Source organism: Phycisphaerae bacterium (assembly GCA_035384605.1).
In the GTDB taxonomy this organism is placed as follows: domain Bacteria; phylum Planctomycetota; class Phycisphaerae; order UBA1845; family PWPN01; genus JAUCQB01.
In genome coordinates this window covers 1-25,788 of record DAOOIV010000007.1, presented here as the reverse complement: position 1 = coordinate 25,788, position 25,788 = coordinate 1, and the positions used below count along the sequence as shown (strand labels likewise).

Below are 25,788 nucleotides of genomic sequence, written 5' to 3'. Positions count from 1 at the left end.
CCCGTTTTGGCAGGCAAACCCGCTGAACGGGGTTGATCGCCCAACTTGGACCGGTCGGCATGCCCGCCCAGACTGTCACGCACCCGGCCACAGCAAATCGTGAATTCGACCGAGGCTTTCACCTTTTTCATGGTTCTTCTTGGCCGCAACCGCGAGGCAGCACCCCTTCACAATATGGCTGCTCGATGATCCGGCTCCTTGCGCGTGGGCTTCCGAAAAAGCCCCCTCAAAAGACCGTGGCGATTGCCCCCGTGTCTGTCACGACCACGCGCCCTGCCGGGCTGGATATCGGGCTTTCCTGTGCGATTCGCCCGATGATGCAGGGCATTCGCCCACGCGCGTCCTGCAATCCATTTGCCCGATAACCCGGCGGTCGGCCAACCGCCGGCCAACCTTGCCGCGCCACGTTTTTCCGGACCGGGTCGACAGTCTTTCCCTTCCTTGCCCCTGGCTGAAATGAATCGTAAATACTTAGGTACGAGCTATTTCGCCGCATGGGAAAGGACGAACCATGAGGCTCGGTGGAGCAAGACAATATGCGGCAGGCTGCCGCCGATTCTTCGCGGAATCGGAGGCCGCGACTGTGACCGAGTACGCTGTGATGCTGGCGTTCCTTATTTCGGTGATGGTCGGAGGAATCACGCTGCTCGGGGCACAAGTCAACAACCTGTTCACGTCGGCCGTGAACGCTGGCTGGTAGGGATATCCGTATGTTGCCGAACAGCCGGTCTGCGGCCCGAAACGGTTAGTCTGCCATCCAAGCGCATGCAGGAATCGCGCGGGATCGGTATCTTGCCTGTGATCTCAGACGCAAGATGCCGGCCGGTTGCGACATTTCGCACGCGCATCCCATCAGCCTTCTCAATACGAGATGACAACGATAGTGCGCCCTCCGGATGTTCGCAGCATCACAATGCCCTTCTCGGCGTCGAAATCCTTTGTCGGCTTGTCGTTGACCGTCACCGATTTGAGCGGCTGGCCGACGCGGGCGTGCAGTCTTATTGTCCCAGGCGATCGCGACGGACCGGCGATCTCCACTCTTATCTGACGCGGCGTGTCCTGTGATGTAACCTTCATGTCGATCGGACCGTACCAGCTCGCAGCCCTTTCAACGACAATCTCCTTGCCCGGCGCCAGCCAGGCCTGTGGTACGCCCGCCAGCAGGTGCAGTCCGTCACCTTGTTCCAGAATCAGCAGATGCCGCAGCCACACAATAAAGGCCGACTCATCAGGCGACTTGAAAAACGGCCCCGTCCCCACGCCATACCTCTTGATGGGATGCTCGCAGAAAGTGCGGACGTCCTCATATACGTTGGCCGCCAGACTGTTGAAAAACGCCCGGATGGCATGCTTGCTCTCGCCGCGGCGCAGATAAATCAGCGGGTTAGGCAGCAGATTCGACTGCAGCGTGATGCCGCCCCAACTGAACCACTGCTGCTCATAGTCGGTAACCGCACGCCCTCGCGCCGCACCGATGAACACGTTATCCTCGGTGTCGCGTAGAATCCATTCGGCCTCGCGAGAATCGTCCGGATACACGAAGCAGTCCATCAGGTGCACCGGTCCGTAGAGCGCATCGCGAATCCAGCCAAGGTCACGTCCCCGCAATCGGCTCCGCGTCGGTTGGTGCGGGATATACGTGCCGTCGCGCAAACGCACAACCGGAGCCCGAAGCATCGACTCGCGACAACTGTCACGAAGACAACGGCCGAAGTCCTCCGCGTCTTTCGCGATCCTCTCGGCTTCCGGGTGTTTGATCTCGGCCAGCGACTCGGCGGTAAGCTTCATCCCGCGATAAGCGTATGCGTTCACCGCGAACCACCACAACCACTCAGGTGGGTCCTCCAGATGCCCCGGCGGCAACAGCCCCTTGCCCCACAGATCATCGTCACGTCCGAGCGTGTTCGCCTCGGGGCCCGTCTTACGCTGACGCGTTACGAAATCACACGCCTGCACCATCGCATTCGCCACTTTGCCTAACCATTCCTGATCGCGAGTGTAGCGATAGTGCTCGTTCAGCATCCAGAGAACGAACCCGTGGTCGAGGTTGTAGTTGAAATGCTGGTAGTCCCCGTCCTTGGTCGGCATGCCGTGCAGCACGCCCTTTCGATCGGTGAATCGACCGTGCAGACCGCGGCTCGACTGCCCCTCGATGGCGAAATCGAGAAACCGCCGGGCCTCGTCGTGCAACCCCCGGATCTCCAGCGCTCGGATCTGGTGGCAGGATTCGTTCAGGCAGACGTTGTACGAAAACGTCGCGGCCGGCGCCAGCATCAGCCCGTTGTGCACGTCCCGGTCCGCCGTGATCAGTATGTGGCTCAACTGCGCCTTGTAGAAATCATTGAGGAGCTGGTTGGGCACCTCGACCTTCGCCGCGTTCGAGATGATGCGACGCCAGCGAACGACCTCGTGCTCGAGCATCCTGTCAAATCCCAGCCCGGCCAGTTGCTGCAACTCAGCGTCCGTGTCAATCGTCACGAAGGGAATGGCCAACACGACCGCTTCCGACGCACCCGCCGCCAGCTTCCGCCGATAGGTCAGCACCGCGTCGGGCATTTGTTCCGACTCAGGGCCGATCTTCAGACTGCCGTCGGGGGCATTGACTCTGAACCGGATCCGAGGATTCTCGTAGTTGCGCAGCTTGCCGTCTTCGTACCGGCCCTTGGCCAAGATGTTTCCGTTCTCCAAGACCATCGCCTCGTGAGGTTCGTTCCACAACTTCACGACGGCCTCAGCATCGCTCTGCCCGCTATTGGTCATCTCCAACCGCGACATGAGCACAACCGTCTCATCGCCTTGGACGTTGCCGTGCTTCTCGTCGAGGAAACCCGCAACGGACGTCTGCCTGTAATCGATGCCGTTGGCCTGCCAGCTATTGACCACGATCGGCAAATAGCCGTCCAGAAGCTGCTGCTTGACGTTGCCCTCGGTTTCATGATCGAAGGCCGGCTCACCGGAAATGAGACGGATCAACCAGCGGTTCGCCGGCCACTGCATGCGCTCGGCGTCGACGCCGCCGGATTTCAACGCGCTGCTGTCCAGCAGAAAACTGCCGTCGTAGCGGACGGCGATTTCCTGACGGGCTTCGGGCGGACCCAGCGGAAGGTACAACGGTCCACCCTCATGCTTGACCTTGCTCAAGACCGGGATTTCCCTGCGGGCCCGCTCCCAGGTCTGCTCGGGCTCGGCCGCCACGCGATCGAACACGGCCATGCCTCCCTTCAAGCCTGCCTCCACATCCGCCTGGCTGCCCCGGTGCGAGACGACAACGCCCAGCGACGGGATGCGGATGACGCCGTACTTCACCGCCTCGGCCGGCAGGAACGAGAACCCCTCCATCGAATCGCGCGAACTCCGAACCGTCACGATGGTGCGAGTCTTGCTCTCAACGTCCCCCTCGAAAAAACGGAGCGTCATGTTGGCCGGCGACGTCGCTAGGCGAGCCGTCGTCATGGTCGTCTTCTTATCCTCGGCCAGGACGTAGCCGTTGACCACGCTGACGGCCAAAGGCGCATCCAACCTGCTGGTGCCGTCCATCTCAATATCAAACGTAGCCTCGACCGTCTTGTTGGGACCGTATGCCCGCAGATACCGCACCGGCGGCAGCTCGTTCTTGCCGCAAAGAAACCTCAAACGGTATGTCCGGCGATAACGCATGTCAGGAGCTTTCTCGCCGGCTTGCTCCTCGTTATACGGAACGAACGCAAACGAGACGTCCCGATCCCCCGCCCACCAGTCGGCCTTTGCCGTGACCCACTTGCCGTGAAACGGATCATCAAGCGGAGCCCAGCCGCCGGCGGCGTCACTGGGCCAGTGATGCTGCCAGTACTGCACCGCAATGGCCTCTCGATTAGCCACGGCGTGCCGGAATTCGATGCACGTCTCGGCAATATCGCGGGGTTCATCCCACTCCAGGCCGATCATGTACTGGCCGTCCTCGCCTTTCCATGCCGTCCAGCCGTCAATACCGCGGTCGAGTTCGCGAACCTCGAGCGTCTCCGGCTTGTCGCCCGTGTATTCAACCGCCCTCGCAAACTCTCCAAGATCAATGCGCTTATCAACCACCGCAGTTCCCGCCATCATCGTGAGCACAAGCATCGCGTTCATCGGCCACCTGCTATTCCCGACAACTCCTCGTTACGGATTCCCTGACCTTGGACTGCCGGCCGCCCGGTCCCTGTGCAGCCCCACCTCACATCCGGCACCGGTCGTCCCCTGCGTTCAACTCGGATCATCCGCGCCGCCCCACGCGCGGTCAAGCCCCTCAGTCCCGGACGGAAAGTGCCGTTCTCGTCAAGACTTGCGGCTCTTCCCCCGCCTCCTGTTGCCCGGTCACGGGCCTGTACTCGGGTAGGTGGAAGGGGTATAATCTCGTCATCCTGCCAACACCTGGGAACCGGGGCAGTACCGGGGCATGCCGTTTGTTTCCGGTCAGCGAGATCCAGGAATTGCACATGGACGCGATGTCCGCATCGACATCGTTCGCAGCTTGGCGGGAGGTCGCTATTGACACGACTCCGAAAACAGGGCGTGTCGGGAGTTTCAAGAAGTGTTGATTGCAGAAAGTCTGTCACCCGAAAGCGTAGTCCTCTGCGAGACTGCCGGCAGCACCATCGAGGTGGTCAAGAAACTGGCGGCCAAGCTGGCCGGACAGCTTGGCCAGGATCGCCAGACAATTGAGGAGGCGGTGATCGCACGCGAACGGGCCCGAACCACCGCGTTCACCAACGGCGCCGCCATCCCTCACTGCCGCTTGGCCGAGCTTCACCGATTCGGCATCGCCATGATGATTCTCAAAAAACCCGTCCGCTGGGATAACCAGGGGCACGCGGTCGATATCGTTATGATGATTGCCGGTCCGTCGCAACACATCCCGGAGCAACTCCGCATCCTGGCCAACAGCGGGCAGGTGCTGGACAGCCCGGCCGTTCGAACAAAGCTCAAGCGGGCCCCTGATGCCAAGGCCGTCTGCGAGTTGATGGCCGCAGCCGAAAAGGCCGTCGAAGCTCGCCGCGCCAGAGACGGCGTGCTCCGCGAACTCCGCCGCGATCAGGCCGATAGCGCCGACTACCTCGCCGAAGTGGCCGATACATTCCAGTGGTAACTCGTCGGCTCTCCGGCCTTCGTGTCGGTATCTCGAATCGATCCGTCCGCAAAGTGAAGACGGGTGTGTCGGTGCTACTCCTCGCCAAACGCGAACGCCGAGGGACAGTGTTTGTTGAGATTGCAGCCGACGCAGTTGGGCTTTCTCGCTGAACAGACACGGCGACCGTGTTGGATCAGGGCGTGGCCGACGTAGGTCCACTCCTCGCGGGGAATGATCTGCATGAGGTCCTGCTCGATCTTGACCGCATCCTTCTCGTCCTTGCTGGTCCAGGTCAGGCCAAGCCGGTGAGCCAGCCGCCCCACATGGGTGTCCACCACCACCCCTTCGTTCTTGTGAAACCACGTGCCCAGAAGCACGTTGGCTGTCTTGCGGGCTACCCCGGGAAGCTGCGTCAATTCGTCCATCGTCTGCGGCACCTCACCCCCGAAACGCTCCACGATCATCCTGCAGGCGTTGATGATGCTCTTGGTCTTCTGGCGAAAAAATCCTGTGCGATGAACGATCCGCTCGACGTCCGCCGGGTCCGCCGATGCCAGGGCTGCCGCGTTGGGATACGCGGCGAACAGCACCGGCGTCACCTTGTTGACCATCTCATCGGTTGATTGAGCCGACAGAATCGTTGCCACCAGCAGCTCCAAGGCGCTGCCGTGCTTGAGCGCGCAGTCGGCATCCGGATAGGCCGCCTTCAACCCCGCCAGAATCCTCATCATCCGCTTGCGTCGAGTTGAGAGACTTTCGGCAGTCGGGCCACGCCCCGACTTGGCGGACCTTTTCGTGGACGCTTGCTTTCTTCCCCTTCTCCCCTTCTTGCCCTTTGCTTCTGCGCTCATGACTGTCACCCGAAATCGACCACTCGCCCGCATGCGTCGACGCGCCCAACCCGCCGCTCGATAACCGTCTGCCAGGCGAACCCGGTCGGAGCGTCAACTATCCCGATACCTTCCGCCCGCCAGACGCACGCTTTCCGCCTCTCCACAACAAACACGACCATGCGCGGCCTCGCGGCTCTCTGCTCGGATAGCATAATCACCCCCGGCGTCCGCCTCCACCAGCGACCGCGCGTCCCAACACGGCAACAGGGGTGCGCGCAAGAGCCGACAGCAACGGGGCCGCGACGGTCTCATCGAGGATGCCGCCGGCTGTTTGTCAGCCGGTCTTTTGTCAGAGAGGTCGGCAGACGGCGGAAACCGGTCTGCCTCGGTCATTCTGCCCGTGGCAAGGTGACGGTGAACGTCGTTCCGACGTTGACTTCGCTGGTCACCGAGATGGTGCCGCCCAGGTCTTCAATGATGTTGCGGGAGATGGCCAGGCCCAGGCCCAGCCCGCGGCGGTCCGGTTTGTCGGCTTCCTGCTTGGTCGAGAAGAAAGGCTCAAAAACGCGACCAAGATTCTCCGGAGAGATGCCGCAGCCGGTGTCCCGGACGTTGATCTCCACACGGTTTTCGTCGATCGGCACGGCGTCGATAGTCAATCGCCCCCGCCGCCCAAGCATCGCTTGCCGAGCATTGACCACGAGGTTGAACATCACCTGCAGCAACTGGTTTTCATCTGCCCGCACGCACAAGCCGGAATCGATCTGGATGTTCAGGCTGATGTTGTCCTTGCCAAGGTCGCGGCACAGGCAGCCCACGGCGTTATCGGCCAACTGCCGGACATTGACCGACCGGATACTCCCCGACGGCTGGCGGGCCAGGCCGATCACCCGGTCGGCCATCTGCCGCATGGCATTGGTCCGATCAAGGGTCTTGGCCAAGGCCGTTTTCATCAGTTCCACGTCACCCGTGTCCAGAGCCTGCTGGGCGTAGGCTACCACCGGCGTGAACAGATTGTTGAACTCGTGGGCGATCATCGCCGCCGTGGTGCCCAGGCTGGCCAGCTTCTGGGTCTGGCGGAGTTGGGCCTGCATGACCTCGAATTGCCGGGCCAACTCGTCGACCTGGGCTTGTAACGCATAGGCATCCTTGGCTAAAGTGCTGACTTCGGACGCAGGACGCGGAGCCGCGGCCGGTGTTGCGGGCCGTGGAGGCGGTTTCACCCCCTCCCTGGCCGGCGGAGTACGAACAGGGATTTTCTGAGGCTGTAAAGCCATGCGTTCCTCGCCCTCACGCACGAGGGTTAAGTATGTTATCGGCAAGCCTTTCCAATTGACTTGAAGGTGTCGGATGGATCTGGCAAGTCGCCTCGAGTCGTTGCTTACCCTGGCGGAAGAAATTGGGGTGGATGTCCGCGCCGAGCCGATGGGCGGCGACGGCGGAGGTCTGTGTCGCCTCAAGGGCAGGACGATCCTCTTCGTTGACACCACCGCCGACGTCGCAACCCGCTATGACCGAACCGTCGCCGCTATGGCCGCAATGCCAGAACTTGCCGACCGCTACCTGGTGCCGGAAGTCCGACAGGATATCGAGCACTACTTGGCTCACCGGTAACGCCGGAATCCGACGGCGTCTTTGAGGCGCTCAAGCATGTCAAAGATAATCGGACAGGTTCCGGCTCGCTCAATGATGCCGATCGTGCGGGTGGCGATGTCGCCGCCGATATAGGGGTAGCCGCGGCAGCCCTCCGGCCGGCTGTCGTACACCGAACAAAGGTTGCCGTTCAGAAAAGGGCACGGCCGGGCGTCGATGTGGTCGCCTTCGGCCTCGTCATGAGAGATGTATTTCGCCCGTACCTCGTCGGGCGAGAGACCCAGTCGCCCGGCCAGCCTCTCAATCTCCTCTTCGCTGACCGGTATCGCATTGTCGCGGCAGCAGGCTCCGCATTCTCGGCAGTCGATCCGCGATTCGGCCTCAAGTCCATACTGCTCGGCGATGCGGTTGACCTCCCGCTGGCGACGCCGGCTGAGCATCTTCAGGAAACTGCGGAACCGCCAGTTCTCATCCCGCCGTTTTTCGGCAAGCCGTGCAACTTGTTGCGGGTCTTTTTCCATTCGCGGTCGCCCTATCATCTTGCCGGGGCAGTCGCTGCCGGACCGATTTGCTCGCGAAGAATGTCCAGCGCCGTCTGAAGCTGACGATCGATCATCACGGTGATCTTCGCCGGTGCCGTGGCGGTCGACGTTGCAGAGGGCCTTGATGCCGGGGCCGAAGCGGTGGCCGGTGCCGTCGCCGTCGCCGGAAGACTCGGACGCCTCGTCGAATAGACCCGCACGCGAGACTCGATCATCGCTGCTCTCTCGCCCGGCGTCAGCTCGACGACCTTGTCCGGCATGATCCCCTTGTCATGAATCCGCTCGCCGCTTGGCAAATACCAGTAGCCAGTGGTCAGCTTCACGATACCGTGGCCGTTCTCGACCTCGAACAGGGTCTGAACGCTCCCCTTGCCGAAGGTCTTCTCGCCCACGACAACCGCCCGCTTGTGGTCCTTGAGAGCACCGGCGAGTATCTCCGAAGCGCTGGCCGACCCCCCGTTGACCAGCAGGGCCACTTTCAAATACGACGGATAAGTGTCCTGGCGAGAGGCCTCCCGTCGCTGCTCTGGCGTGTTGCGGCCGCGGGTGCTGACGATGATTCCTTCGTCGAGAAACCGGTCGGCGACCGGCACCACGACGTCCAGCAGCCCGCCGGGGTTGTCCCGGACGTCGATCACCAGACCCTGTATCTCATCGTAGACCAGCAGCTTCCGGACGACGACGTCAAGCTGCTTGGCCGTGTTCAACTCGAAGTTGAGAATGCGGACATAGCCGATACGGTACTCGGGATCGATCAGGTAATCCCATTCCCAGTCCTCGGTGTGGGCCCAACCGCGGACCGTCGGCACGGTGATCAGCTTTCGCTCGATCGTCTTCTCGAACTGCTGCCCCGTCGACGGCCGGAACAGCGTAAGCCGAACCGACGTGTTGGGCTCCCCCTTGATCAGTTCGACCGCCTTCTCGGCCGAAATGTCCACCGTTCTCGTGTCGTCGATCATGATGATCCGGTCGTCGGCTCGCAGGTCCGCCAGAAACGCGGGGCTGCCCTCGATCGGACTGACAATCACCAGCTCGCCGGTGTGAAGCTGATCGATCTCCACGCCGATCCCGTAAAACTGCCCTTCAATCCGCTTGCTGAACTGCTCGTACTCGGCGGAGTCAAAATAGCGGCTGTAGGGATCGAGCCGCTGCATCATCCCGTCGATCGCCCCCCTCAGCAGGGTCTTCTTGTCCACTTCCTCAACGTAATTCCTGTGGATCTGAAGGCTGACGTCGGTCAGCGGGCCGAACTGGTCGTAGAGTGCGTCCCGGCGGATCAGGGCCTCGGGCACTTTCCACAGCAGAACGGCGAGAACAGCACCGACCGCGATCCAGACGAGGTTGCGTTTGGGCATCTTGTTTGCAGGCTCCCTTGCACCGAACTGGTCGGAATTGTCGTCCCGGAGACAGCAGGTGTCAACGCTCGCGGCAGATCGCAGGCCGGTGCGCCGCTCAGTGCCCGCGCGACGCAACAACCGGTTTGCCAGAGGTTTCCGACCTGACTAAGCTCTTGTCATGAGCAAAGCCGAGACCATGCGGTCGCAAGCCAGACGCGAGTTTGACACCTGGGCCGGCAGCTACGATCGTTCGCTGCTGAACCGGTTCATGTTCAGGCCGTCCTATCTGGCTTTTCTCGAAGAACTCTACCTCTGGCGAAAAGACACCCCCGAGCCGTTCCATCTGCTGGACGTCGGCTGCGGGACGGGAACCTTTGCCGGAATGCTGGCCGCAACCGCACTGCCGGCCCGGATCGTGGGACTGGACTACTCTGCGGCCATGTGCCAGGTGGCCGCCGACAAGGCCCGACCAACCGGCCTGCAGGATCGGATCCGGTTCGTCACCGCTGACAGCGAGCATCTGCCTTTCGCGGACGGTTCCTTCGACGTCGTCACCTGCGGCAACTCCTTTCACCACTATCCGCACCAGCAGAATGTCGTCACCGAAGTCCGACGCATCCTGCGACCGGGCGGCAGGTTCATGCTTATCGACGGATTCCGCGACAACATCGTCGGCTGGGTCACCTACGACGTGATCATCGCCGCGGTCGAAAAACACGTCCACCACGCGCCCTGGTCGGTGATCGACGCCTACTTCAAAACCGCAGGCTTCCGCGAAATCCGCCGCCGCAAACTCAACTACTGGTTCCCACTGCTGCTGACCGTGGGCATGGCGTAGGAAAGGTTCCCGCGGGCCCGTGACCGTTTAGTCTCTTCCGTCGCGACTGGTGCGCGTTTTGCGCGCATGTCTCCCGATCGCCGGGTGCCATGCCCACGGCTTTGCGTGGGCATGCGCCTTTCAATCCTTACGGCCGGACATCTGTGCGGCTCGCGCGCATATTGCCGGTTTACGCCCGCTTGGCCTGCGGCCCGCAAAAAGGCGGTCCGCCTCCGGACAAGTTGCATCACGCTCTTGACGCTCGACGCCCAGCATCGACGCTTGCCGGTCCCCGGCCAACTGCACACGGTCCTGCAACCGCAGCTTGCAGACCTTCAGTTCAGCCTCGATTCGTAGATTCCCGCTCTGCAAGCCCATGCTTGCGGCCCGTCACGGGCAAGGGCAGTCACTGTTGCAGTTGGTCGGCGTGTTGCCGTAAACAGTCACGCCGCTCAGCGTTGGTGCTCCGTGGCAAGCTATGCCGCCGCCGCCCGTCGAGGTCGTGTCGGTGAGGGCGTTATAGGCCACGGTGCAGTTGGAGATCGAGCACTCGATGCCCGTCCAGATGCCGCCGCCCGCTGTGGCTGCGGTATTGTGACTGACGGTGCAGTCCTGGGCCGTACTCTTGAACAAACTGAGTCCGCCCGCCCATTGCGAGGCCTGATTTCGGGTGATCGTCGAAGCCAGGATGGTCCCTTCCGATATGCCGGCTCCGCCGCCCTGCTGCGAGGAGTTGTGCTCGACCCGGCAGAGGCTCACGAGGGGACCGCGTTCAGCATAAATGCCGCCGCCTCGATAGGATGCCTCATTGTCCTCGAAGATCGAGCTGAAAATGTGCACCTCCAAGTCACTCCCCATGCCGCCGCCGTTCTTGGCGGTGTTGAAAGCGGCGTAAACCTCGAAGATGACCGGCGGGACGGCCGTGTCTGAAAAGCTGCCCTGGGCGTAGATGCCGCCGCCATTGCCGTCAATGGCCTCGTTGTCAATCAGTTGGCAGTTGGAGACGTTCGTTTGTTCCAGATAGATGCCCCCGCCTTCGCTGTAAGAGGGATTCCCGGCGGCGCCGGCCTGGTTCTGGTAAAGGAAGCAGGAAGAAATCTGGCTGTGATCGGCGCAGATGCCGCCCCCGCGCCAGCCGGCGCTGTTGCCGGTCAGCTCTGTCTGGGAAACTTCCGTGCCGTCGCACCAGATGCCCCCGCCGTTTTCGCCGGCGGAGTTCCCGCTGACTGCGCAGCCGACGATGAAGAGAGTCTTGCCGGCCGAAACGCAGTCGGCGTAAATGGCCCCGCCGTCCTCGCCGGCCTGATTGTTGTCCAGCGTGCAATACTGAATAGACACGCCATTGCCGGCCTTGACGCCGCCACCGCTCCACTCGGCGACATTATTGATGAAAGAGCATTCACTGAACGAGGAATACTCGTCTGCAGAAACGCCGCCGCCGTATTGGGCACTGTTGCCGTCAAACACGCAACCACTGACAACGCCCTCCTTGCCGAACGAACCACCCCCGCCCCGCCAGGCCCGGTTCTGCGCAAAAGTGCAACCGGTGATCCGACACTTCTGCCCCGCGACGATACCCCCTCCCGAAGAATCCGCCATGTTGCCGGTGAATGTGCAGCCCGCCACGACCGGCACGTGCTCCTCGTCGTTGGGGGTGTTCGACAGACTGAGGGCCCCGCCCGAGGAGGTCGCCTGATTGGACTCGAATCGGCAATTCTCGAACGAGACGATGGCCCCGGTGCCCGAGACGTAAACGGCACCGCCGTAGCTGGCGTTGCACGAGCTGAAGGTACAGTTCTTGAACGAGGCGGTGGTGTCTCCGGTCAGACGGAGGGCGCCTCCCAGATCCCCCAGGCCGCGGGAGATTTGCAGGTTCTGAAAGGTGATGTGTATGTCGTCCAGCCAACCGAGCTGAGCGACGCCTTCGAGGTCGATGATGCTTGCAGACGGCCCGGCGCCCTGAATCACGATGTGGTCCCTGGGAATACTGATGTCATGGAAACCGGTGCCGGCGTGGGTGCCGGCCTCGATGTGGATGATGTCGTTGTAAGTGGCCGCATTGAGGGCATCCTGCAGCGTGGGGTAATGACTCGGTACGTACAGCGTGCGCGGCGGATTGGACGCGAAAACGGCGCGAACGGTCCTGCTGGAGGTCATGCTGATCACGCCGGTCGGGCCGTTGCCGCTGAGGGCCCCTTCCCAATGATGGAACTCGAACCCACTGTTCGGTTTCGGGGCTACGAGAACGTTGACACCGTACTGGTACACGCCGCCGCCCGGGAAGAGCATGATCTCACCGGCCTCCGGAGGAAACACCTCGGTCGTCAGCGCGTAGCTGGGTGCGCCCGATCCGGTGCCGGCGCCGGTCCAGGTGTCGCCGTAGCCTTCCGGCACGATGCCGGCCACAAACAGCTTGGAGGCGTTGACCGGCTGGTTGTGCAATTGGCTCGCGTGCACGGTTTCACCGCTGCCGCTGAGCAGATTGTAAATGGTCCAACCCGCCACTTCGTAACCCGCGTTCGGCCGAGCCGTGGCCGTGAGCGATTTCGTGAAGTCGTAAAGGTCCCAGACCAGGTCGCCGGGCGAAAGACTGGCGCTGCCCAGTTCAGCGGGATCGACGGCCGTAAGCATGCGTGCCAGCAATACCTGCCGTGTGCTGAACAGGTTGTGCGAATATTTGTAGCTCGGCAGGCCGTCGATGATCTTGAAGGTGAGATTGAAGTCGCATTCACTGCCGCGGGCCAGTTCGGCGCCGAGTACGTCATACCGGTAAGCTCCGGCCAGTTCGACATACTCCTTCCACGATAACGACGGGCCGACACAGCCGTAGAACGTCATGCCGAACTCCGGCTGTACGTAAACCTGGGCGGTGATCGGCGAGATGCCCCATTCCGGTGTGTGTGGCGTGAAAGCCGTGGATTTCTCGTTGATCAGGTCCCAGCCTTCGCCCTTGTTGTATTCGGCGCCGAGCGTGGCATCGGCGTCGAAGTCCAGTCCGGCCGTGATCGCGCCCATGTCGCCGAACTTCACCTGAGCGCCGACTTTGACCTCCAGGAACACCTGGTAGACCACCGGCACACCGGCGATCACCATCACGCCGACCGGATCGGGCCATTTCACTTTGCCGATGGTCTGCTCCTTCTTCAAGAGCTCCGAGATCTTGTAAGCTTCTATCGAGACGTCCATGCTGAGGTGGAAGCCGGTGCCTGCCGTGCATCGCAGATGCTTGAGACTGTTGTCCTCGATGCTGGCGGTGAAGCTGAAGTCGGGATCGACGTTGATCGTCAACTGGTCGAGAGTGACCTTGCCCCAGTCCTCCAGTTCGATGGAGTGGCTGTTGGTCGTAAAAGCGGCCGAGCGATCGCCGGTACGAAGAAAACGAACGTGTTTCATGTCCCCGGAACCGACGCCCGAGAAACCTTGAAGCACCGCGGTGTTCGGATCGAAGGGAACGCTGATTTCGAGACTGCCTTTGCGGATCAGATCGGCGAGCGAGGCCTGTTCGGTTTCAACGATCACCTGGCCGTCGCCGACTGTTGGCACCGACTTGACGCGAAGCAACCGTCCCTCCCCGCGGGCGGAGACGAGCAACGCCCCTGGCGCGATTCCGGTGGGAATGCCTTGGCCGGTCAGTGTGGTATGCCCTTCGTCGTCCGTGGTGACTTCAACGGTGTCCGGCAGTACCCGCACGTTCTCATTGATCTCCGTATCCGTCGCGCCGCCTCCCCCGCCTCCGTTACCGGTGGCGACGAAAACGGCTTCAATCACCAGGTTGTCGTCCACGGTAACCTGCGCGGGGTTCGCCGTGCTGGAGATGCTTCCCTGCCAGCGGTCAAACTCGTAGCCGGCCGATGCTTGGGCTGTGAGAGTGACGACCTGTCCCGCCGTGTAAGGCCCTTCAGCAGGATCAATCGTGACGGTGCCTCCTTCGGCGGGGTTCACCGTAACCGTGATCGTGTAGGTGCCGTCCGATGGATTGCCATCACCCGGACGGCAACCGGTCAGGCAAAGAAACGTGGTGACGGTCAACGTCACCGCCGCTGTGAACGAAATAAGACTGCCGAAGCGAAAGGACTGCTTTCCGATCAACCCTTTGAAACACATAACTGAGCTTTTGCAAAGTAGCATTTCGTTGGTGATTTATGGGCATTTTGACGATGACCATTGACGGCAGGACGCCTTTTCGGGTCATGGAGGATACCGCCATGCCGGCCATCGTCGACTTCCCTACGATCGTCAAGGAGGCTCTGAACGAGTTCGGTCATCTGTTCGCCAACGAGCCTGAACGGATTCATTTCGCCGAGTACCTGACCGGCCTGCTGGTGGCCGACCGCAAGAACGTTTCGGCCATCAACCGCCAGTTCGTGGTCACCACCGATCAGTCCTGTCTGAACCGGTGGCTGACCGAGGTGGACTGGGACGTCCACCGGCTGAATCAGCAGCGGCTCAAATGGCTTCAGAAAGACCCCTCCACCCGTTACAGCCCGCAAGGGGTCATTGCCCTGGATAACGTTCTGGTCGACCATGACGGCAAACTGATCGAGGACGTCGGGTACTTCTGGGACCACGCGGAGGACCGGTACAAGATCGCCCACGATTACCTCATCGCCAATTATGTGTGCACCAGCGGCAAGCATTACCCCCTCGAGTTCCGTCGCTTCGTCAAGCGGGAACAGTGTGAGAAGCAGGGCCTCCCGTTCCGCGACCACAACGTGTTCTTCCGGGAACTGGTGGACGAGGTCATCCGGCACGGTATTCCGGGCGATTTCACGTTCGACAACTGGTTCACGCATGCCGCCAACCTGAACCATATTCACCGCCGACGCCGGGGCTACGTGGGCGACCTCAAGTTCAACCGCAAGGTCGTTTTCCGAGGACAAACGATCAAGGCCGAAGCGGTGGCGGCCCTCATCGGTCCGGAGGATCGCAAGCCGGTGGATATCGGTGACCACCGGCAGTGGTATTTCACCAAGAGCATCCGTATCCCCCAGGTCGATCATCCGGTTCGGATCGTGATCTTGTGGGAAAGGCGGAACGGCGCCCACCCCCGCAAAATCCTGGTCAGCAACCGAACCTATTGGGAGGTCAGCCGTATTCTCCGCGTTTACCGGTGCCGCTGGCGAGGCACCGAGTGCTTCCATCGGGACGGCAAGCAGCATCTGGGCATGGGCGACTGTCAGCTCAGGAAGGGCCAGGGGCAGACCCGCCATTGGTACATGGTCTTCCTGGCGCACAGCGTTCTGATGCGTCAGCTGCGGCAGGGCCGTGCGCGGGACTGGGCACTCGAACGCCTGACGACCATCGGGCAAGCCTGCACCGCGGTGCTGCGACAAACGCTGAGCCAGACGATTTCCTGGGTCATCGAACGCGTGGAGGAGGGCTGGGAATGTAATAGAATCAAGGCTCATTTGGCGTTAGCCTGACTTTGCAAAAGTCCAGACATAACCAACAACTCCTCGATGCTTTGCTCTTGACGATCGTCCCAGGGAATAGGTTGGCGACGTGACGCCATTATATCGCGCCGAATCGCCGGTGTCAGTCTCTTCCTGGCCGGTGTCCGTTTTGCGCGAAGGTTTTCGGGTCACGGGGCGCTTGGCCTGCGGCCCGCAAGAAGGCGATCCGCTTCAGTTGTCTTCTCTCTTTGCTCAGCCACCGGTTTGGCATCGGTCCCGTCAATCGAAGGACCCCATGGCCCGATAAGTCACACGTAAAAAGTTTCAAACACAAAACCGCCTGCCAACAGCCCGGACGACGCCAATCCCCTGAAACCTGCCGCTTCAATGATGGCAGACTGGCTCGAAAAGGCATTGCTCGCGCGGTATCGTGCGGTGCGAACGACTCACGCTTGCCCTTCGGATCTCAATGAGGACTCGCAGATGAAATGCAGGACTCTGACGCTCTTGGCTTGGGGATGCCTGGCAGTGGCGGCCGCGCATGCAAGAACCGCCAAACAGTGGGAGCCGGTCGAATGGTGGTTCGAGAACCCTGTGCGGGACGGGAATGCCTTCCACCTGACGGCCAGGGCCACATTCCGACACAACGAGAGTCTCGAGCGAATCGAAACGGAGCTCTTTTACGCCGGGGCCGAACGTGGGTCCTCCGTTTCACCGGCACTCGCCCGGGTGTCTGGCAATACACGACGGCGAGCAAAGACCCCGACCTCAACGACCGCAAAGGCGAGCTGACCGTCGAGCCCAACCCCGGCTTGGCCGGCTTCACAGTCGCCTTCGGCAACAAGTGGGGTCGCCTGGGTCTGGACGAAGCCTTCGTTCCCCAATTCGTGAGCTACTGTGGGCCGGCGGATTACTTCAACAGGCCGGACAAGATCGACGCCGACATCAGGACCTGGTTCGAGGATCATGGGTTCAACGGTTTTCACACGTTTGTGGGCATGGCCTGGTTCGACATCAACAAAGGACAAGGCAACTACCGCGACATTCCCTCGGATGACCCCAATCCCGACCCGCGCACCTTTGAAGCCCTGGAACTGCTGATCAGCAAGGCCCATAAGAACGGCGGAGTGGTACACATCTGGATGTGGGGCGATGAGCAGCGCAAGATCACTCCGGTTCGCTGGGGAATGAACGGTTCGGTAGACCGCCGTCTTCAGCGATACATCTGCGCCCGTCTGGGCCCCTTGGTGGGCTGGTCGATGGGGTATGGATTCGACCTCCAGGAATGGGCCGGCCGGGAGCACCTGCGATTATGGCACAAGCACATGCACCAGCATCTTGGATGGCCACATCTTCTGGGCGGTCGCTCGCCGGACCTTGAGCAGATCTACGACGGCCTCGATTACTCTTCATACCAGCAGTGGCGGCCTACCTATGACACCTACGTGGAAGCCATGGAGAAACGCTCTCCCGGCAAGCCGTCCTTCATGGAGGACCGCTTCCGCGTTCGCGTCAACGTTTATCCGGAAAAGGACTACGATCTGGACATGACCCGCCGAGGCCTGTGGAATTCAACAATGGCCGGGGGCGTGGCCAACATCTGGGCCTACCTGGTCAACCCGCCCAGGGATGGAAGTTCGGCGGTCTATCCAAACAAGGAACAGATCCGCACCTACTCGCGCTTCTGGAAGAGCCGTTTTCATAAGCAGATGGTACGAAACAACGCCCGGACCGACGGCGTGTGTCTTGAGATAACTGACCGCTTCTGCGTGTTCTACAAGGAGGACGCCGACGCGATCCGCATGAACCTCGCCGGGTTGACCGAGCCTCTGGAGGCGGTGGCCCTGGACACCAAGGCCGTGTACCGCGAGATTCCCCTGACCGGACTGAAGGCGGCGCCTGACCAGGTTTTCATGGCCCCCCACAACTCAGACTGGGCTCTCGCGATCGGAAATCCCAACCCGTCCCCAAGGTAACAAGAGTTCTCATGGCCGAAGCCGGGTTCAGCGACCCCGCCGGCACTTCACAACGGGCGATGATGCTGTTTCTTCCAGCTCGCCGACTCCACGCCAAGCTCTTTTGCGAGAAACACTTATGTATCCGGACGCAAGTGCGACGGCACGGCATCAGAATGCCAGCGCCCCATGTTTTTCCTTGCACGCCGGCCCGACGCCCAGTACACTCATAAGCGTCGGTGAACTCCGGCTCCCGGGCTTACCGGTTGGGAGTGTCATTCGGCATCTCGATGAACGGCACTCCTCAGCAAAGGCCCTGGGGTCGCACATTTCGCCGCCGATGATCAAGCCGGTCGGCCAGCCTTTCGGTCAAGTCCAAGCCCCCGGCCCGAAAGGAGACGCCGATCGGGCTCGCAGGCTGTCCGCACAAAGAGGAGGGCGATCACCTGAACATGCCTCCTGGTATATAGTCGTAGGTAAACCAAGGTACTTCATCTCAACGAAAGCGAGGAGAAAGCGATGAAAATACGAGAACTGGCCACAGTTGTGGTCGCACTCGGCGTAATCACGTCCTTGGCCCCGAACGTCTGGGGGTACCTCAACAACGGCTTCGAAACCGACTACGTGTATGTCCTGCGGGATACCGGACAGGGCGGTCAGACGCGGATGTACAGAGAAAGCGACGGGGCCAATATGGGCAATCTGCTGCCGGACGGCTCCAATTGGACCACGCTGACGTTTGCTGGTTCAGGAACCAACGATGCCCGGCTGTTCGTGGCCAAGATGACCGGCGGCGACCCTGGAACGGACATCCAGATCGCAGAGGTCAACGCGCTCGGCCAGACGGTCAAATCGGTCAGTCTGAGCAGTATTCCGGGCGTGACGCTGGGGTCAGGCCTGCGGCTGGGCAACATCCGCTATAACCGCATGCACAACTCGCTGATTGTGGGCGCCAACCCGGATACCACTGTGATCGGCGTTAATGCCAAGGCCTGGGAGATTGACCTTGGGCTGAGCCAACTCCAGCACACGTATGTGGGCGCCACACTGCCAAACTCCGCAGGTGAGGAGCGCCCGGTCAACGTTGACTTCAACGAGAGGGACGGCTCGCTATACATGATCAGTCGGCATTTGGGACGCCCAACGGCCGACGGCTTGGGCAACCTGATCTCATTTAACACCATCGGGCGAGTGCTCGGCGGCACGACCAACGTTTACTCGACGCTGATCGATGGGGCCGAGTACGCCGTCGGAGATGCCGAGTACAGCCAGCCCAACAACGTAATGTTCCGGGGCACGAACAATCCCAGCGGCCGGCCAACCATTCTTATCCCTTCAAACCAGACCTCTGGCTGGGAACCTACCCTGGAGTTCTATCTCGACGAGATCGACAGCAACGGCAACTTGGTCAATCGCGGGCAACCTATCTGGGCGAAGCGCGGTTGGAACGGGCAGTTGGACGAGGTGAGCGGGACGGTCTGGTTCGGCGCTTTTCGCGGCGGCATCATGGGGCTCAATCCCGATGATACGACCTCCTACTGGGAGGGCAGTCGCTATTGGCTGGACGCGGATAGCCCCGCGCCCGAGCCGGCATCGTTGATCCTGTTGGGGCTGGGCCTGCTCGGTTTGCGGCGCAGGCGGTGAGCCATCGGTCCGTGTACGAGGAGATGTTCCTGGCACTGTCTCGGCCATTTCCAAAGGTGGCTGCGCAGCGAGTGCGCGAGCGTGAACTTCCATGAAAGGAGCGTCGAGCCATGAGACGCCGAAGCGAGTTGGCGATCATATTGAGCATGTCGGCCGTGATACTGGGACGAATCCAGGAGGCCGGCGCGGTACTGAACAACGGATTCGAAACAGACTATGTGTACGTCACGCGCGATATCGCCCAAGGCGGCCAACTCAGAGTGTATCGCGAGCTTGACGGCACGCAGGTTGCTGACCTGTTGCCGGACGGCACCAACTGGGAAACGCTCACCTTCGCCGGAACGGGTGGCGATGATGCTCGGTTGTTCGTTGCCAAGGTGGTCGACAATGACGTCCAGGTCGCCGAGATCGACTCCGCCGGCGGGACGGTTAATTCGGCCAACCTCAGCAACATCATCGGCGGAACGGTCGGGACGGCGCCTTACATGGGCAACATGCGCTACAGCTCGGTCAGCAACTCGTTGTTCATCGGCTTGAACCCCGCCCCAGCCTCAACCGGCCCCGCGGTGGCATACGAGATCGACTTGGGCCTGACCACCCGACTCCACACCTACGTGGGGCCCAATTGCCCGAGCGGTGATCCCCGGCAGGTCGGCATCGCGATCAACTCGCGCAACGGGACCCTCTACATGATCAGCCGCGGCCTGGGAGGCACGCTTCATCAGGGCGATCTGGTCGCGTTCAGTACCGCCGGGCGCCCCGTCGGGGGCACCACCTCTGCTTACACGACGCTGATCGACGGCCCAACGTATTACGCGGTCGATAACAGGTATCTCGATCCGAACAATGTCGTTTACCGCTGGCGGGAGGGAACCGGCAGCGATGACACCCTCATCATCTGCCCTAACCCGACCTCCTCCGCCCGGGCGGCTTTGGAGTTCTGGCTGGACACGACCGCTCACCCGTCCGGCAACCCGAACTACCTGGCCCTGCGCGGTACGCAGATCGCCATGCCGCGAGGCTGGAACGGACAACAGGACAACGTGACCGGAGCCATCTGGATAGCGGCCATCCGGGGCGGCTTCCATGTCATCCGCAGCGACGACTCGTCAGCTTCCTATGAGACGGGCCGCAACTGGACCGATGCCGCCAGCCCCTTCAGCCCGGCACCCCAGGCTCCGGTCATCGCGGAGGTCACGCCGGATCCGCGGATGATTCCCGCCGGCATTCCCTACGTCCAGCAATTGAGCCTTGTGGCAGGCACGCCTGCACCCACCTGGTCCATCCTTCAGGGACCTCCTGGGGCACAGGTGGATTCGACGGGCAAGGTCGCCGGCTGGACGCCGAGTGCGGGTGACATGGGCCGCACGTTCACGTTTGAGGTCCAAGCCACCAACTCCGCCGGATCCGACACCGAAACCTGGCAGGTCAAAGTCCTCCAGACCAACAACGGGTTTATCAACGACTACGTGTTCGTGGTACGAAGCCCCAACAACGGCGGGCAGCTCCGCATGTACAACAGGAGTGACGGGGTCCAGGTTGCGGATCTGCTGCCTGACGGCACGAACTGGATGACGGCCACGTTCTCCGGCAAGGGCCGCGGAGATGACGCCCGTCTCTTCGTGGCCAAGCTGGTTGGCTATCCCCCCGAGAACCCTCCGCCCGCGATGGGGAGCACCGGCACGGATATCGTTCTCGCCGAACTCGATTACTCCGGCGCGACGCTCAAGACTGCCAACCTCAGCACGATCATTGGCGGGTCGGTGGGACCGGCAGTGGCCGTGGGTAACCTCCGCTACAGCAGCGTCAGCAACACGCTGTTCTTGGGGCTCAACCCCAACGTCTACGCAAGCACCGCAGCCGTCGCCTACGAGATCGACCTGGGACTGACTGCCAGGATTCACACTTACGTTGGCCAAGCCGTGGGTGTTGATGCCGTCGATCCGGCCTTCAACGGCCGCGTGGCGGTGGCCGTCAATCAGCGCGACGGCACCTTGTACATGACCAGCCAGAACATGGGTGATGCCACGGGCGCCGGCTTGGGCGACGTGATCGCCTTCGACACGGCCGGCCGCGCTCTCGGCGGGATAACCTCCGCCTACACGGTGCTCATCGACGGACAGAGCCGCAACGCCGCCGATGCCAACTATGTCCAGCCCGGCAGTCCAATCTACCGTAAGCGCGCCGGGGGCGACGATACGCTGCTGATCCTGACCAACACCAGCCAGAACACGACCGTTCTGGAGTTCTACCTGAACACGACCTTGCACCCCAAAGACGCCGACGGCAACCTGGCTCAGCGGGTCGATAACCTGACCCCCCTGAGCGTTGGGCGCGGATGGCATGGCCAGCAGGAGCCCGGCAGCGGGGAGGTCTGGCTGGGTGCCTTCCATTACGGCTTCCACCTCATTGCGGCAGACGACGCGTGGGCCTCTTACCAGTACGCCAACCCGGGTCGGTCGTGGCTCGACGCCGCCGTGCCGCCATTCGTGCCCTGCAACGCGCCGCCCGCTGACATGGACGGCGACGGCGATGTCGATCAGGCGGACTTCGCCGTCTTTCAAGCATGTTTCACGGGAGTAGGGGCCCCCTACGGCGGTCTTTCCCAGACCTGCGCGTGCGTCGATCTGGGCGACGACAACAACGACCGTCTACCCGACCAGGACGGCGACATCGACGGGTTCGACCGCACTGCTTTCGAGAACTGTGCGAGCGGCCCGGGCATCCCGGCGAATCCGACATGTGGAGAATAGCCCTGAACAAGCCCTCGTTTGACTCAGCGCGGAGAGGTTGCCTGGCAGCACGCGGCCGGGCTCCAACCCGGATCTGCGCCGTTGTTGGCAGCGGCAGGCGGCTGGTCCTGACGCTGGCAATGTTGCTGCCCGGGCAATTAGCCTGCGCCGAGCAGGTCGGCCAATACGGTCTGTTCGAGGCGACGGTAACCAACAGCCGCAGCTACGCCAATCCCTTCACCGACACGGTGATGACCATCATGTTGACCTCGCCCTCCGGACGGCAGGTGACCATCGAAGGCTTCCATGACGGCGGACAGACCTGGCGGCTCCGATTCATGCCCGATGAAATCGGCTCGTGGAGCTATGTGGCGTCCTTCTCGGACGGTGCACCCGGCGCCAGCGGGACATTCGACTGCGTGGCCGGCAATATCCACGGGCCGATCCGGGTCAATCCGTCCAATCCGTTATGGTTTCAGCATGCCGACGCAACGCCGTTCTACATCCGGGCTTTCCACCTGTGGTTCGTGTGCCGCCTCGATTCCCGCGGAGTGTTGCACAGCACGCTGGACTACCTGAGAAGCCAGGGCTTCAACACGATTGTCGGCCCCCATGTCGCCTCCGGCGAGACCCTGCTCCCCTGGGTCGTTGGCAGCACCGTCGATTTCTCCCGATTCAACCTCACTGAATGGCAGCGACTTGATAAGGTGCTCCGCGAAATGGCGACACGGGGCATGGTCCTCATCCCTTTCAACATCATGGGAGGAACCAACGGCGTACCCAAGATTGACACCCCCGCCAACCGCGACTTGTTCCTTCGCTACTGGGTCGCCCGCTGGGGCGGGTTCTGGAATGCCACCTTCCAGCCCGTCAGCGAATGGGAGGAAGGGTATTCGGAATCCGAGGTCCTCCAGATCCTCAACCGTATCCGCCAGTTGGATGGCGGCCGACACCTCGTCAGCCTCCACTCCTTGCAGGCCGGCACGTCCACGCTTCAGCAGGCCGACGCGTACGCCTATCACACCGTCCAGGACAAGCTGTCCGAATACAATCCCAGCAAGTACACGTGGTTCGCTAATCTCTTCAACGGCGTACACAAACCCATCCTGGCCCATGAGTGCCTCTGGGAAGGTAATCTCTACCAGACCGAGGCCGGTCTCGACATGAATAACATGCGCCGCGGTGCCTGGTTCATCGCCCTGTCCGGCGGGCAGATCAACTATGCCGATGAGGTGATCCCCCCTCGCTCTTACCAGACCCGGGAGGTCCATAGCCCCCAGTTCAGCGAAATGGGTATGGCCATGTCCCCCCACGGCTGGCTCTACCCGTATCTCCGCATCCTCGGAAGCCTCATGCGCTCGCTTCCTTTCTCGCAGATGACTCTTCACCCGGAATTGGCCGGCAACGGCGTTTGCCTGGCTCAGGTTCCCCACCGGTACGTGTGCTACGCTCCCAACGGCGGCACGATCACGCTTAACCTGAGCGCCTCGTCCGGCACGCTTCAAGCCCGTTGGCTGAATCCCCGCGCAGGCGGCTTCGGGTCGCCCGTTCCCGTCCAAGGGGGACAAAACCGGACGTTTGCCGCTCCAGATGCTAATGATTGGGTGCTGTATGTCGAAGACTCCGCAGTCGCGGATACGATCGCGCCGGGAGCGCCGGCCGCTTTCACCGCAGCCGCAGGAAGGCTTCAGAACACGTTGACTTGGACCAACCCGCACGATGGCGATGTCACCGGTGTCCTCATACGATTCAGCACATCCGGTTATCCGGCCGGCCCGACCGACGGCCAGTTGCTCGCCGATGAACCCGGCGAACCCCAATGGCCCTACACAGTGCTCCATGTAGGTCTGACGCGCGGCATTACGTACTACTACTCCGCCTTCGCCCACGACTGGATGATGAACCATGGGCCGGCCGCACACGCACAGGCCATACCCGTGGGCCCCGCGGACTTTGACTGGGACGGAGACGTCGATCAGACAGACTTCGGTCACTTCCAGGCCTGTATTTCCGGATCGGGAGTCGCTCTGAGTCCCGGCTGCGAAGACGCTGATCTAGCACCCGACGGCGCCGTGGATCAGAACGATCTAAGCGTTTTCAGAACCTGCATGGGCGGATCGGACCAACCCCCGGGGTGTTGAACTCCTCGGTAGTCCTGTCGGCCTGTGTCACGGCATCGAAGGCAAGCCAACCCCGACCACGTGTGCCTCCACCATGTGCTGGTCGTCGAGAATGAGAATCCAGACCACCCCCGACCCCTCGCGGCCGAGCAGCTTCCCGAACGACCGCGAGCACTTTCCGAGTCTGTCGTGGTAATCATCACGGGCCAAGCCGTCGCGTTACCGGCATCGAGGGCCTCGACAATCATCGGGGCTTACCGTGAGGCGCGATTGCTGGATGGCTGACGGGCGTTATGATGCCGGGCGCCTGGAACCGGGGCAGGCAACAGATAGCACCCTGAGCGTGGAGATGAATCATGAGCAGACGAACCTTTGCATCAGTCGGCTTGTGCTGTTTGTTGTGGCTGGTTGCAGGTACCGCCAGGATCGACCTCGCCGCAGCGGCCGCCCTGCCGCCCAGCGCCGATGAAGAAACACAGGCCCGTACGCAACTTCGCTCCACCCCCGTTGGAGCGGTCCCCAAACGCGTCCCCCTGATCTACGGGACCGATCTGTTCCATCCGCATGATGATCCCGACGACCACTTTGATCTAGCCACTGTCTTCGCCATGCCGGAGCTGGATGTGCGGGCTATTCTCCTGGACCTCGGGAAGCGGCAGGCCGAAAAACCGGGCCGCATCCCCGTCGAACAGATGTTCAAACTGACCGGCCGAAGAGTGCCCTATGCCGTCGGCCTCAGTGAGACTCTCAAGTCGCCCCAAGACCAGGGCCTCGATCAACCCGAAGAGTATCAGGCGGCGGTCGAGCTTCTGCTGAAGACGCTGCGCGACTCACCGGAGCCAATGATCCTGCATACCACTGGCAGCGTTCGCGACGTCTGCGCCGCCTATAACCGTGACCCTGAGCTGTTTCGGCGCAAGGTAACCCGCCTGTACGTCAACATCGGCAATCTTCTCGAGAACAAGAACGAGTGGAACGTTCATCTGGACGTCCCCGCCTACGTCGGCCTTATGCGCTCCGGCCTGCCCATCTACTGGTGTCCCTGCCTGCCAATCAAGGAGAATCGCAGCACCCACTGGGCTTTCAAGCACGGACAGGTCTTGGAAGGTGTCCCGCTGCCGCTGTTGAACTACTTCGTCTACGCTCTCCAGACTGTTCGCCCCAATGAGATCGATCCCATCGACGCAATGAACATGGATCTGCGGCCCTGGCGCCACATCCTGATGGGCATGGAGCGCAACATGTGGTGCACCGGGCCCCTGATTCACACGGCCGGACGCACGGTTCACCGCGTGGGCGACCGCTGGGTGGCGGCTGCATCCCCGCCCCCGGGAGCAACGCCTGCGGACGTGTTCACGTTCGTGCCGGTGCGCGTCGAGATCAGCGACAAGGGATACACCAAGTGGGTGGAGAACGATCCAAAGCCGAACATGCATCTGTATAAGGTCACGGATCCGAAAAACCACGAGCCGGCCCTGAAAAGTTGTCTCCACGATCTGTTTGTTCGTTTTCCGGTTGTGATTCAGTCCGACCTGAAGCCCGATTAGTCTCTTCCGTCGCGACTGGTGCGCATTTTGCGCGCATGTCTCCCGATCGTCGGGTGCCATGCCCACGGCTTTGCGTGGGCATGCGGAGGTAGGACCGCTCGCCCCGGAATCCTTTCCGGGCCCTGGAGTTTGGCATTCCGCTCGGCCCGGAATCCTTTCCGGGCCGCATCCCCTGCGGAATCCTTTCCG

The 25,788-nt window shown here is 61.7% G+C and carries 17 protein-coding genes; 10 read left to right on the top strand and 7 right to left on the bottom strand.

Annotated features, from left to right (window positions below; all coding sequences use genetic code 11):
- Positions 1 to 511 precede the first annotated feature (511 nt).
- The gene (locus PLL20_03340; protein HPD29003.1) at positions 512 to 700 is read left to right on the top strand and encodes a Flp family type IVb pilin; all 189 of its coding nucleotides are present in this window, start codon (positions 512 to 514) and stop codon (positions 698 to 700) included.
- 161 nt (positions 701 to 861) lie between these two features.
- Here PLL20_03340 and PLL20_03335 read toward each other — a convergent pair whose 3' ends face one another.
- On the bottom strand, positions 862 to 4,107 hold the full coding sequence (locus PLL20_03335) for a hypothetical protein (protein HPD29002.1): 3,246 nt from the start codon (positions 4,105 to 4,107) through the stop codon (positions 862 to 864).
- A 442-nt stretch (positions 4,108 to 4,549) separates the two neighbouring features.
- Between PLL20_03335 and PLL20_03330 the strand changes: the two genes are divergently transcribed.
- Complete coding sequence (locus PLL20_03330; protein HPD29001.1) at positions 4,550 to 5,104, top strand: PTS sugar transporter subunit IIA; 555 nt, start codon at positions 4,550 to 4,552, stop codon at positions 5,102 to 5,104.
- A 74-nt stretch (positions 5,105 to 5,178) separates the two neighbouring features.
- Here the strand turns inward: PLL20_03330 and nth are convergent, their stop codons facing one another.
- Together nth and PLL20_03320 are read right to left on the bottom strand one after the other, a co-directional pair.
- The gene (nth, locus tag PLL20_03325) at positions 5,179 to 5,817 is read right to left on the bottom strand and encodes an endonuclease III (protein HPD29000.1); all 639 of its coding nucleotides are present in this window, start codon (positions 5,815 to 5,817) and stop codon (positions 5,179 to 5,181) included.
- 491 nt (positions 5,818 to 6,308) lie between these two features.
- Positions 6,309 to 7,196 carry an ATP-binding protein gene (locus tag PLL20_03320; protein ID HPD28999.1) on the bottom strand — a complete coding sequence of 296 codons (888 nt, stop codon included), beginning with the start codon at positions 7,194 to 7,196 and terminating at the stop codon, positions 6,309 to 6,311.
- Between the two features lie 73 nt (positions 7,197 to 7,269).
- Here PLL20_03320 and PLL20_03315 point away from each other — a divergent pair, with 73 nt between their 5' ends.
- Positions 7,270 to 7,533, top strand: coding sequence for a hypothetical protein (locus PLL20_03315; GenBank protein ID HPD28998.1), 264 nt, complete (start codon positions 7,270 to 7,272; stop codon positions 7,531 to 7,533).
- Here PLL20_03315 and PLL20_03310 read toward each other — a convergent pair.
- Both PLL20_03310 and PLL20_03305 read right to left on the bottom strand, forming a co-directional pair.
- Positions 7,524 to 8,033 (bottom strand): YkgJ family cysteine cluster protein, encoded by a 510-nt coding sequence (locus PLL20_03310; GenBank protein HPD28997.1) that lies wholly within the window; start codon positions 8,031 to 8,033, stop codon positions 7,524 to 7,526. The genes PLL20_03315 and PLL20_03310 overlap by 10 nt on opposite strands.
- A gap of 14 nt (positions 8,034 to 8,047) precedes the next feature.
- Positions 8,048 to 9,409 (bottom strand): S41 family peptidase, encoded by a 1,362-nt coding sequence (locus PLL20_03305; protein ID HPD28996.1) that lies wholly within the window; start codon positions 9,407 to 9,409, stop codon positions 8,048 to 8,050.
- Between the two features lie 160 nt (positions 9,410 to 9,569).
- Between PLL20_03305 and PLL20_03300 the strand changes: the two genes are divergently transcribed.
- Positions 9,570 to 10,229 (top strand): class I SAM-dependent methyltransferase, encoded by a 660-nt coding sequence (locus PLL20_03300; protein HPD28995.1) that lies wholly within the window; start codon positions 9,570 to 9,572, stop codon positions 10,227 to 10,229.
- A 369-nt stretch (positions 10,230 to 10,598) separates the two neighbouring features.
- On the opposite strand, the gene PLL20_03295 is transcribed toward PLL20_03300, so the two are convergent.
- Complete coding sequence (locus tag PLL20_03295) at positions 10,599 to 14,312, bottom strand: hypothetical protein (protein HPD28994.1); 3,714 nt, start codon at positions 14,310 to 14,312, stop codon at positions 10,599 to 10,601.
- Positions 14,313 to 14,413: 101 nt separating this feature from the next.
- Between PLL20_03295 and PLL20_03290 the strand changes: the two genes are divergently transcribed.
- The 5 genes from PLL20_03290 to PLL20_03270 all read left to right on the top strand — a co-directional run bounded on the left by PLL20_03290 (position 14,414) and on the right by PLL20_03270 (position 24,073).
- On the top strand, positions 14,414 to 15,631 hold the full coding sequence (locus PLL20_03290; GenBank protein ID HPD28993.1) for an IS701 family transposase: 1,218 nt from the start codon (positions 14,414 to 14,416) through the stop codon (positions 15,629 to 15,631).
- Between the two features lie 545 nt (positions 15,632 to 16,176).
- Positions 16,177 to 17,577: a hypothetical protein gene (locus PLL20_03285; protein ID HPD28992.1), complete on the top strand. Its 1,401-nt coding sequence runs from the start codon at positions 16,177 to 16,179 to the stop codon at positions 17,575 to 17,577.
- Positions 17,578 to 18,075: 498 nt separating this feature from the next.
- Positions 18,076 to 19,200 carry a PEP-CTERM sorting domain-containing protein gene (locus PLL20_03280; protein ID HPD28991.1) on the top strand — a complete coding sequence of 375 codons (1,125 nt, stop codon included), beginning with the start codon at positions 18,076 to 18,078 and terminating at the stop codon, positions 19,198 to 19,200.
- Between the two features lie 110 nt (positions 19,201 to 19,310).
- Positions 19,311 to 21,953 carry a hypothetical protein gene (locus PLL20_03275; protein ID HPD28990.1) on the top strand — a complete coding sequence of 881 codons (2,643 nt, stop codon included), beginning with the start codon at positions 19,311 to 19,313 and terminating at the stop codon, positions 21,951 to 21,953.
- Positions 21,941 to 24,073 (top strand): DUF5060 domain-containing protein, encoded by a 2,133-nt coding sequence (locus tag PLL20_03270; GenBank protein HPD28989.1) that lies wholly within the window; start codon positions 21,941 to 21,943, stop codon positions 24,071 to 24,073. Before PLL20_03275 ends, PLL20_03270 begins: the two co-directional genes overlap by 13 nt.
- Before the next feature lie 27 nt (positions 24,074 to 24,100).
- On the opposite strand, the gene PLL20_03265 is transcribed toward PLL20_03270, so the two are convergent.
- Entirely contained in the window at positions 24,101 to 24,262 is a 162-nt protein-coding gene (locus PLL20_03265; GenBank protein ID HPD28988.1) for a hypothetical protein, read from the bottom strand.
- A gap of 146 nt (positions 24,263 to 24,408) precedes the next feature.
- Here PLL20_03265 and PLL20_03260 point away from each other — a divergent pair, with 146 nt between their 5' ends.
- Positions 24,409 to 25,599 (top strand): hypothetical protein, encoded by a 1,191-nt coding sequence (locus PLL20_03260; protein ID HPD28987.1) that lies wholly within the window; start codon positions 24,409 to 24,411, stop codon positions 25,597 to 25,599.
- The last annotated feature ends 189 nt before the right edge of the window (positions 25,600 to 25,788 follow it).